Origin of the sequence: Geofilum rubicundum JCM 15548, assembly GCF_000974365.1 — a bacterium.
Taxonomy (GTDB): domain Bacteria; phylum Bacteroidota; class Bacteroidia; order Bacteroidales; family Marinilabiliaceae; genus Geofilum; species Geofilum rubicundum.
Genome location: NZ_BAZW01000106.1, coordinates 1 through 5,324 on the forward strand (window position 1 = coordinate 1; position 5,324 = coordinate 5,324).

10 protein-coding genes and 2 pseudogenes are annotated in these 5,324 nt (G+C 36.5%); 1 reads left to right on the plus strand and 11 read right to left on the minus strand.

The window, feature by feature from the left end; genetic code table 11:
• From JCM15548_RS26505 to JCM15548_RS19860, 7 genes and pseudogenes are all read right to left on the minus strand, one after another.
• Positions 1-98: nucleotidyltransferase domain-containing protein (locus tag JCM15548_RS26505; RefSeq protein WP_162198295.1), on the minus strand; the 98-nt coding region annotated here is incomplete at its 3' end.
• Between the two features lie 368 nt (positions 99-466).
• On the minus strand, positions 467-652 hold the full coding sequence (locus JCM15548_RS19830; RefSeq protein WP_062128886.1) for a PIN domain-containing protein: 186 nt from the start codon (positions 650-652) through the stop codon (positions 467-469).
• A 196-nt stretch (positions 653-848) separates the two neighbouring features.
• Positions 849-1,094 carry a hypothetical protein gene (locus JCM15548_RS19840; protein ID WP_062128890.1) on the minus strand — a complete coding sequence of 82 codons (246 nt, stop codon included), beginning with the start codon at positions 1,092-1,094 and terminating at the stop codon, positions 849-851.
• A gap of 193 nt (positions 1,095-1,287) precedes the next feature.
• A pseudogene (locus JCM15548_RS26510) lies at positions 1,288-1,569 on the minus strand (nucleotidyltransferase domain-containing protein); the annotation flags it as partial.
• 37 nt (positions 1,570-1,606) lie between these two features.
• A complete protein-coding gene (locus JCM15548_RS19850; protein WP_062128891.1) occupies positions 1,607-2,023 on the minus strand; it encodes a nucleotidyltransferase substrate binding protein in 417 nt (138 codons plus the stop codon).
• Between the two features lie 68 nt (positions 2,024-2,091).
• Positions 2,092-2,415 (minus strand): DUF8612 domain-containing protein, encoded by a 324-nt coding sequence (locus tag JCM15548_RS26760; protein WP_488193227.1) that lies wholly within the window; start codon positions 2,413-2,415, stop codon positions 2,092-2,094.
• A 242-nt stretch (positions 2,416-2,657) separates the two neighbouring features.
• Positions 2,658-3,068 (minus strand): DUF8612 domain-containing protein, encoded by a 411-nt coding sequence (locus JCM15548_RS19860; protein ID WP_488193228.1) that lies wholly within the window; start codon positions 3,066-3,068, stop codon positions 2,658-2,660.
• A gap of 194 nt (positions 3,069-3,262) precedes the next feature.
• Here JCM15548_RS19860 and JCM15548_RS19865 point away from each other — a divergent pair, with 194 nt between their 5' ends.
• Positions 3,263-3,817, plus strand: coding sequence for a plasmid pRiA4b ORF-3 family protein (locus JCM15548_RS19865; protein ID WP_062128894.1), 555 nt, complete (start codon positions 3,263-3,265; stop codon positions 3,815-3,817).
• A 50-nt stretch (positions 3,818-3,867) separates the two neighbouring features.
• Here JCM15548_RS19865 and JCM15548_RS19870 read toward each other — a convergent pair whose 3' ends face one another.
• The 4 genes and pseudogenes from JCM15548_RS19870 to JCM15548_RS22045 all read right to left on the minus strand — a co-directional run.
• Positions 3,868-4,203 carry a PIN domain-containing protein gene (locus JCM15548_RS19870; RefSeq protein WP_062128895.1) on the minus strand — a complete coding sequence of 112 codons (336 nt, stop codon included), beginning with the start codon at positions 4,201-4,203 and terminating at the stop codon, positions 3,868-3,870.
• Between the two features lie 20 nt (positions 4,204-4,223).
• Complete coding sequence (locus JCM15548_RS19875) at positions 4,224-4,484, minus strand: UPF0175 family protein (RefSeq protein WP_062128896.1); 261 nt, start codon at positions 4,482-4,484, stop codon at positions 4,224-4,226.
• A gap of 120 nt (positions 4,485-4,604) precedes the next feature.
• Complete coding sequence (locus tag JCM15548_RS26515) at positions 4,605-4,853, minus strand: nucleotidyltransferase family protein (RefSeq protein WP_062128897.1); 249 nt, start codon at positions 4,851-4,853, stop codon at positions 4,605-4,607.
• Between the two features lie 126 nt (positions 4,854-4,979).
• Positions 4,980-5,324: pseudogene (locus JCM15548_RS22045) on the minus strand (AAA family ATPase); the annotation flags it as partial.

Here is a 5,324-nt window from a genome sequence, read left to right on the forward strand (position 1 = left end):
GATGTGGTCTGGTTTATTTGGCTGCCCTTAATGGCCAAATCAATATCAGAGCCCGGTCGGTAATTGCCCATGGCCCGGGAACCAAATTCATTTTGGATTTGGGGTAGTTAAGTTTTACAAGTTATTATTGGTATTTTTCAGACAAATAGGTTCGCTTGGCATTGTCTGTTTCCGTATTTTTGAGAAAACCAGCCCATTTTTTTACAAAATCCGCAGCTTTATTAGGCGGCATAATTGTGGTTTGATTTTTTGGTACGATTATAATTTCTACCTCCAGAATCTTAAATGAGCATTTTTTTCAATACAAATAAAAGATATCTTTCAGTATGATGAATGAAGTCAAGGTATGAATTTTAAGAAACGCGCGATAACGGTGGTGCCAGCGACTCACATTAATTTTTTCTGTTAATTCTATGGACATTTCTTCGTCATAAGTTTGCACCGACAAGTTTCTGTTGTTATCAGATTAAGCTTCCCAGGGGTTCCTAATTTTAAGATTTGGAACGTCAATAAAATCTTTTGTATTGCGACTGAGCAAGGTGAGATCATATACCAAAGCGGTTGCAGCAATAATGGCGTCTGGAAGAGCTATTTTGATTATTTTTCGTAACTCAATTGTTTTAACAACAATCAAGTTTTCGATATCTAGCATGGTGGCGTTATCAATAAACGCTCCATTGCATTTTGTTCTCTGGCTGTTCCGAAATTAAAGCCTAGTGCCTCCATTTTAGTTATGACCGAAATGCAAGCGCTGTTATCGATAATATTGTTTAAAAAATTCATACCCTTAATAGGCAGAGAAGCATTTAAAAAACCGATTACGACATTTGTATCAAGTAGGTACATAATCAAAACTGCTTTTTTAATCTTTCTTCCCACGCGCTACGGCTTTCTTCCACCTGGTTTAACATGGCTTCGGCTGTTTCAACTGACAAGGTGCCTGCTAGTTCTGAAAGCTTCTTTTTGGGGGGCGGCTCTGTACTTACCAAATTTTTAAGATCTTTATAGCGTTGAGTTAATATCTCCCAGTCATTGATCGGGATGAATACTCCTGTGTTTTTTCCTTGTCCGTCTTGTATAACCTGCAGTTTCATTGTGGCAATATTTAATTGGTTTCAAAATTCAACTCTACTAATGAGTTGAATCTGTCTTGCAAATTTATCTAAAATGGATGCCATTAGCAATTTAAGGCGCGCTAACGGGTGTAGCACGAGTTGCTAATCGGCTGTGCAGCTTTTTGAGTGCGCAAAGAATTGAAAATCGACGTAGTCAAACTCGCGCTATCGGTTAAAAATGAGGTTTTGTGGACTGTTTATTGTAAAAGGTGATGCCGTTTTGGTCAATGTGTTGTTTTAAATTATTGTTATTTATGCTGTTATAGTTAATAATATCGACCAAATAGGGTAGGTCTGATTCATCAAATGTGTTTACAAGGCTTAGTATTATTGTTAATGTTATACCTTCTCCAAATAGCGCAATGTCAATGTCGGAACCGGGCCTATTGGTTTGCAAGGCCCTCGAACCAAATATTTTAGCAGATTCTATTTCCGGATGAAGTTTTAAAGCATCATGATGCTTTTTAAGTTTTTATCTGATAGCCCGAAAGTCATTGTTCAGTTTTGTGATGGATCATTGTTCGATGAAAATTCTCGAATGCTTCAAAGTAGTTATTGACTATTTTATCCAGAATGGCGTCGGCTGTTTCTTCATCGTAAGTATGAGAGGATAGATTACGACTGTTGATCATATCCATCCATATTTCTCCATTAGATATAAGTTCCAGGTTATAGGCCAGTCGGGAGGTGTCTTTCGAGCCATATATGTTTTGCTGTCCCTTGCTTTCAAGAAAGTTTTTCATGGTTTTCCATGCCAATTCATGTGTAAACTCAAAAGCCTGGATTAAGCCTTGTTTTTCCAGTTCAGACAGTGTTCTTTCATTGGCCAGTTCAACTGCAAACTTTAATTGATTAAATGCTTTTTCAAAATTTTGAAAGCGTTGTTGCCAGCGGATGTCTAAATTCATTGCGGATGGTTTTGGTTCCGTTTAAGTGCTCAAATTTATCAAAAAAGGATGCCATTTGCAATTTTGGGTCAGTAGTTTAATCCAAAGGCCCATCTTATATTTCCGATATTGGATTGGTCGCCAACCAGGTTAAATATAATGTTTGTGTTGTCTAAATAGACTTTGTCAACTTTTGCTAACCCCAGAATGCCGCTTGTTTCGTTGCGTAGCTGGCCAATTAGCCCTGCTTTTTCCATGTATGAAAAATAGTCGTCCAGCGAATTGCGACTCACATTAATTATTCCTGCTATTTTTGAAAAATTGGGTTTGAAGGGCACGCTCTCGGCTATGATGGAAAGTAATCTTTTGAGTTTTCGACTGGTTCCTATATTTAAATTGGCGTATTGCGGAATGGTACAAAATGCACAACAGAATCAGCACTTTTTTTGATAATTGCACTATGGGATGTGCAAGTGTCATTGTGTTTATGATTGAAGAGTTGTGATTTTCTTGCAAAACATTCAGTTATAATTGAAGGATTGACTGAAATATTTGCCCATAAGGGAATTAATCGAATGCATGTTAAAGACTTTTGTCTAAAAATAGTGTAGCATCCTATATCATGTCCTTTGTTTGGGTGTGTTTAGGGGAAGTGCTAACGCGCGCTAACGGGATTATTTTCAAAAAAGTCATGGGCAGGGACCATTCTGATGGTGAGGCCGTCTTTTTCAAAGGTATCTTTTTGATTAAGGGTTACGATGGTTCCTTCGTTTAATCCAAGGTTTTCTAAACGTCTGCCCATATTATCGCTTGTTGACAGGGAGGTTTCGGTATATAGTCCCATGTCCATGACGTACACTTTCTTTGGGTTACGGGCCTGAACTTTTAATGAATGACTGAATATTGGGATGAATTCAAGCAGGTAGGCATCTTTCAGGAATGAAAAATATTCTAAGAATGTAGCAGGGGATTTGATGTCGAACATTCCAAGCAATTTATTGGCCGAAATAAGATTACCTATATTGGTTATCAGATAGATATTTCTTTCAATGCAAATATAAGATATCTTTCAGTATGATGAATGATATTGGAGTTCAAATTTTTTAGTAGTTTAATCCAAAGGCCCATCTTATATTTCCGATATTTGATTGGTCGCCAACCATGCTAGACGGATAAATCCATCATCGATGCCCTGCCTGAAAAATTCCCAGATTGACCTTTGAAGAAAAATTAAATTCTGATTATTTTTGAAAAAAAAAGATGAAAAAAATATTCCAGATTCAGATTGCTTTAAAGGGAGTAAAACCCAAAATTTGGAGGAGGGTTTTAGTGCCTTCCGATGTTTTATTATCCGATCTGCATGAGATTATTCAAATCTCGATGGGATGGTCAAATGCCCACTTACACCAATTTGTAAAAAATGATATTTATTACGGAGTTTCTTCGGGAGATGACTGGGACGACTTTGAAATTGAGGATTATAGCAAGATTAAGTTAAGCTCTTTCTTAAAGGAGGAGAAGGATAAGTTTAAATATGAATATGATTTTGGGGATAATTGGGAACATGATATTATTTTGGAAAAGATTCTACCGATTGATGATAAAACAAAATATCCTGTTTGCCTGACTGGTAAAATGAGTTGTCCGCCGGAAGATTGTGGAGGGGTATGGGGTTATTCAGATATGTTGGAAATATTAAAGCAGCCGGACCATGAAGAATATGAGAGTTATATAGAATGGTTGGGTGGAGAATTTGACCCAAAAAGTTTTAACAAGGAGGTTGTTAATGCCTTGTTTCTAAATTATTTTAGTTAGTGAAAGTTGACGCGCGCTAACGGGAAAGGGGGCTTCCTTAATTTTACAAACTAGTTTATAGTCAGTGGTAATTCGTTATTGTTGATTAATATTTGGTTGAGTAGTTCAATTGAATAATAGCGTTTACCATCAATAAGAGTCCTAAACAATGGAGCTAACTCTGACAATAATCCATTTCTTTTGGCACTAGCTAATAGTCCAATTGTTCCGATGCAGTTTAATCCGAAGTTTTCTGCGATTTTCCTTGCCTTTTTGTCATCTATTAGAAGAAAGTCTGCGTGAGGTATTTTTATTTCACTAAATAGGGCATTGAGAAGTTCCAATTTTCCTAATACGGCTAATGAAAAAATGGGGCCGGCATCGGCTATGACAATTCCGTTTTTCATTTTGGGTGTGGTAATTCAGGTTATAATAGTTTATTTACGTCATTTTCGATATCCTTTATTCCTAAAAGTGAAATAGGGATTTTGTTATTAGCTAGTAATTTATCGAATTCCAAACGTGATAATCCTGCCAATTGTGCTGATTTTCCTATGGTAAGCTTTTCTTGTTGATACAGATGGATAGCCAAAGAAATCTTGATGTTTTGTTTTAATTCTACTTCATCAGAATTCAGCGCAAGCAAAAGGTCTGATGGGATATCGATGGTAATGGAGCTTTGTCTCATTGTGTCAAATTTTATTTGGTTGCAAAATTATACTCTGCTAATGAGTTGAATCAGTCTTACAAATTTATCAAAAAAGGATGCCTTTAGCAATTCAACGCGCGCTAATCATAGTCCATACCTTCAATATAACGCTTGATTTTTATGCAGCATCATACATGTCCTCAATGAGCAGTATTCGGTCTCGTTTAGACATAGATTAGGTCTGATTGATTTGCCACTAAATTCAACCATTAAATCCAAATCACTTTGGTCATTTTGTTCTTTTCGGGCGTAAGATCCAAATATGGCCATTGATTGAATGGGGTATTTTTCATAAAGCAACTGTCTATGAGTGGCAAGTGTTTTTTGGATGTCTGTTAATGTTTTCATGTCAATGAATTCTTTTCAAGCATAACGCTATTCACTTCAATCTGTATTGTCAAAAATACTATTTTTTTTGTTGAAGTGAAAAGGTTGTTTGCAATAGGCCATTTTGGTGGTCTAGCTAATTGCCAGTTAGTAGTTTAATCCAAAGGCCCAAAGTGGTATTACATTGTGGTAACCAAATTCTATATCGTCTTTTACTACAAATGATTGACCGTCTTTTTCTAATTGGTTTTGTTGCTTGTTTTTGCCGCCAACTTCGAAGGTGTACTGGTCTATGACAAAATCTGCGTTTCTGGAAGCTATTACTTCATTCTTTACCCGCATTTGATTGAAGAAGAAGGTTTCTCTTATATTTCCGATATTGGATTGGTCGCCAACCAGGTTAAATATAATGTTTGCGTTGTCTAAATATACTTTGTCAATTTTTGCTAACCCTCGAATGTCGCTTGTTTCGTTGCGTAGCTGCCCGATGAG

What these genes read in the sequence shown, in the direction of transcription:
- JCM15548_RS19870 (WP_062128895.1), bottom strand. Translation starts at nt 4,203, where the DNA reads ATGAAAAACGGAATTGTCATAGCCGATGCCGGCCCCATTTTTTCATTA.
- JCM15548_RS19850 (WP_062128891.1), bottom strand. Translation starts at nt 2,023, where the DNA reads ATGAATTTAGACATCCGCTGGCAACAACGCTTTCAAAATTTTGAAAAA.
- JCM15548_RS19865 (WP_062128894.1), top strand. Translation starts at nt 3,263, where the DNA reads ATGAAAAAAATATTCCAGATTCAGATTGCTTTAAAGGGAGTAAAACCC.
- JCM15548_RS19875 (WP_062128896.1), bottom strand. Translation starts at nt 4,484, where the DNA reads ATGAGACAAAGCTCCATTACCATCGATATCCCATCAGACCTTTTGCTT.
- JCM15548_RS19840 (WP_062128890.1), bottom strand. Translation starts at nt 1,094, where the DNA reads ATGAAACTGCAGGTTATACAAGACGGACAAGGAAAAAACACAGGAGTA.
- JCM15548_RS26515 (WP_062128897.1), bottom strand. Translation starts at nt 4,853, where the DNA reads ATGAAAACATTAACAGACATCCAAAAAACACTTGCCACTCATAGACAG.
- JCM15548_RS19830 (WP_062128886.1), bottom strand. Translation starts at nt 652, where the DNA reads ATGCTAGATATCGAAAACTTGATTGTTGTTAAAACAATTGAGTTACGA.